The organism is Pseudomonas sp. NMI760_13 (assembly GCF_021283245.1).
Taxonomy (GTDB): domain Bacteria; phylum Pseudomonadota; class Gammaproteobacteria; order Pseudomonadales; family Pseudomonadaceae; genus Aquipseudomonas; species Aquipseudomonas peradeniyensis.
On sequence record NZ_JAJSRC010000088.1, the window covers coordinates 1 to 1,054 of the forward strand.

1 protein-coding gene is annotated in these 1,054 nt (G+C 63.4%); it reads right to left on the reverse strand.

What is annotated here, in order from left to right; translation table 11 throughout:
- Nucleotides 1-1,054 (reverse strand): immunoglobulin-like domain-containing protein (locus tag LU671_RS29280; protein WP_232857814.1); only part of this gene is annotated, 1,054 nt, incomplete at both ends.

The window sequence follows — 1,054 nt, forward strand, 5'->3', positions numbered from 1 at the left end:
CCCGGAGTACCGGTGCCCGGCTCGTCAGTCACGGTCGTGGTGACGGTGTTGTCACCCAGCGTCAGTTTCTCGAAGTTGTCGCCACCGGCAACCGACTCGATCTTGTTGACGATCGAAGGCTGGCCGCCGACAAACACGTCGTCTGGTGCGGTGATGGTGAAGGTACCGCTGGTGCTGCCGGCCGGGATGGTGACTTTGGTGCCATCGGTCAGGGTGAAAGTCAGGCCATTGTGGCCGCTGACCGGCAGCCCTTGGGCATTGGTCAAGGTCACGGTATAGGTGATCTGACCGCCTTCGGACACAGTGGTCTTGTCGGCGGTGAGGGTCGCTACCACTTCGCTGACGGTGTCGGTGATCTGCACGGTGGCATCGCCACCCAGCTGCAGGTTCTCGAAGGTCTTGCCCGCCACGTTGGCGTCGGTCACGCCAAGGGTCACCGAGCTGGCGTCCTTGAATACGTCGTCACCCTGGGCCGGCAGGCTGTAGGTAGCCTCGGTCTGGCCAGCGCTGATGACCACGGTGGCGCCATTGGACAGGGTCACGGTCAGGTCATGGTCGAGCTTCTGGCTGACCGACACGGTGAAGGTCGGTTGCTCGGCCTCGGTCACGTTGCCATTGCTGGCGATGCTGACGGTCACCGTGTCGATGCTGTCGCTGATCACGGTCTGGGTCGGCGTGGTGTCGGGCTCCAGCTTCTCGAAGTTGCCGCCGGTGGCACCGGTGATGCTGGTGCTGACCGTGCTGCCGTTGACGAATACGTCGTTGGCCGGGGTCTGGAAGTCGACGCTGCCGGTGCTTTCGCCAGCCTTGACGGTGATGGTCTGGCCGTTGGACAGGGTAACGGTGACCGGAGTCTGGGCCGGGTTGGTCAGGGTCACGGTATAGGTGATCACGCCGCCTTCGGTGACGCTTGGGGTCGCGGTCAGGGTGGCGGTGGTGGTGTCGATCGAGTCGTTGATCTTCGTTTCAGCGGGTGCCGGGTTCGGCTCCAGTTTCTCGAAGTTGCCGCCCGTTGCCCCCGTGATCGTGGTGCTGACGGTGCTGCCATTGTTAT